Source organism: Acetivibrio cellulolyticus CD2, assembly GCF_000179595.2.
GTDB lineage: Bacteria > Bacillota > Clostridia > Acetivibrionales > Acetivibrionaceae > Acetivibrio > Acetivibrio cellulolyticus.
In genome coordinates this window covers 1,346,831-1,349,091 of record NZ_JH556659.1, presented here as the reverse complement: position 1 = coordinate 1,349,091, position 2,261 = coordinate 1,346,831, and the positions used below count along the sequence as shown (strand labels likewise).

Annotated in this window: 2 protein-coding genes; both read right to left on the bottom strand. The window is 35.2% G+C overall.

The window, feature by feature from the left end:
• Positions 1 to 350, bottom strand: a 350-nt coding sequence (locus ACECE_RS0225955) for a hypothetical protein (RefSeq protein WP_010252798.1), incomplete at its 3' end; no start/stop codon positions are given.
• A 396-nt stretch (positions 351 to 746) separates the two neighbouring features.
• Positions 747 to 1,355: a hypothetical protein gene (locus tag ACECE_RS0225950; RefSeq protein ID WP_010252797.1), complete on the bottom strand. Its 609-nt coding sequence runs from the start codon at positions 1,353 to 1,355 to the stop codon at positions 747 to 749.
• Positions 1,356 to 2,261 lie beyond the last annotated feature (906 nt).

The following is a 2,261-nucleotide window of genomic DNA, read 5'->3' as shown; positions in this document are numbered from 1 at the left end:
TCTTTGTTACAATAATCCCTAATTATTTTCCCATTTAAATCAAGGTACTCTATTTGAATAGCTGCTACACCATTAAATTTCCGAAATATACCTTCACTTTTAATGTTTCTTGACATATAATCATTGTAAGCTTTTCCTCTTAAAAAAGGTTGCTGCCAATTTTTATATAAACATGCCCGTACAATTCCAGCAATAGGTGATTTATCGAATTCAATTTTTTCTTTATTATTATCAATTCTTATCCATTCAAGATTTGAAACTTTCTCAAATCCGTTCTTTTCAAGAGTCTCTCCTAGAATGCGTTTAATTGTATTACCGACCTTCTCAGCTTTTGGGGGCTTATTATCCATGTTTCACCTCAATAAGGTATATAATTTCTTTGTACTATATGATACAAAATTTATTAAAACCTTGTCTAAAAGCGTATCTTATTAACTTAACAATCTTACTCCAAAGTTCTGCTTAGCGGCCATGGATGGCCGTGGTAGCAACCTTCCGCCGCATTTCAGAGAACGTTTTTGATTCACGACGTTCCTGAACCGGACCCGCAGAGCCCTTCTTCTTTGGCGGCGGCTTGCCCGCCCGGTGAAGGAATGTGGCGAGTCCTTCTTCATGTTCATGCTACAGAGGACTGCTACATGCTCTTCTTTCGAGCCCTTGCGTGAATCTTTTGTTATTTGTAGTGGGAGGCCCCGTGATTCAGAGCCAAACAGGACGTTTGGCCCTTAAACTCTCCGGAGCTTTACTCATATCAAATCCAATAATTTAGTAGAGTCTATTTTCACTCCAAAATAGTCCATAGTCTTTTTAGGGTTATTCAAAGTATATTCTTTAAACCCATTAATATCTGGAGCATCAACATCATGTTTTTTTAGTATATCAATTATGTTAGAAAGAAACATTTCAGTTTCTTTCATATCTCTTGGTGTCCCGTACAATTCGCTTGCTCCGACATTAAATAAGATATCTAAAATATTTAAATAGTCATCATCAATATTTTGATAGAATAAAAACATTTTTTGTTCTTCATTATTTCTTTTCTTATTTTTTACATGGTTACAATCTTTGGCAAATTCGCATATTTCGTGTTTAAATCTACGTTTAGAGCATATTTCTGGTGAGCATATAAACTTACCCGATTCATTAACAGCTTCAAAGATGCATGCAGGAGTAAAAGGTAAAGTATCATTCTCCCATTCACTTAGATTATCCGTGCTAGTAAATGTACATAGTTTATTTAATATAAATTTTATCTCATTGCATTTTTCTTTGCTGCAATATATATCCCACAGTTTTATAAAACAACTTATTCCATATATCATTCTACCATATAAAGTTAAATCTTTGATTTCCATACCATATTACCCTTTCAAAAAATTCACATTATAACTCAAACATAATATAAAATATCTACAGAGCTCAACTTATACAAATCCGAGACACGATGTCGAGGTAACTGCCTCCCATTTCAAATAACGTCTCCCATGACCGACGTTCCAGAGTCGGACCCGCAGAGATTTTCTTCGTAGGCGGTGCTTGTCACCCGACGATGGAATGTAGTGCGGCACACTTCATGCTCGCTCTACAGAGGCTTACTTCTTGAATTTTCTTACCCGCACTTTTACGGTCATGGATTGTTAGGTGGAGTCCACTGCCCCGCGGAGCCTTTCCCTAACAAACCTTAATTACTCTATTTCTTAATTATACATAAATTACCTTCAAATAGCCACAAAAACAAACTTACTCTAACGGCCTTATGTCTCTAATTTGTATCCTCAAGATTTCACATTCAGTAAACCCCAAATACTAAAACTCTTTAAATCCTTTACCTTACTTATATCTTTAGCACAGTCTACAATATTCAACAAAAATAAATAAATCATAAATCCTTTAACCTGTTCTAAACCTAATGTGAGCTATGTTTTTCAAAATGCACTAAGTAATATAATCAATAATAATCATCATCAATGCTTAATTATTTAGAATCTCTTATAATCTCAATAACTTTCAAGTATGTCAAAATCAATCTCACCAAACTTTAAGATGATACCCTAGCCTGACCTCTAATAAAATCAAAAAAATCTTTCCATCATCAGGTACATGCTTAAACAATAAAGATTAAACCTCACAGTAGTTGCAAATCGCAGTGGATTTCACCTAAGTCGGGTAGGTTAGAGACTTTACAGCCTCCTTCCCCCCTAAGAACCGTGCGTGAAAGTTTCCCCTCACACGGCTCAAGCACTTGTAAACTTACTCAACTC

Coding starts and splice junctions, on each gene's coding strand:
- ACECE_RS0225950 (WP_010252797.1), bottom strand. CDS start 1,355: ATGGAAATCAAAGATTTAACTTTATATGGTAGAATGATATATGGAATA.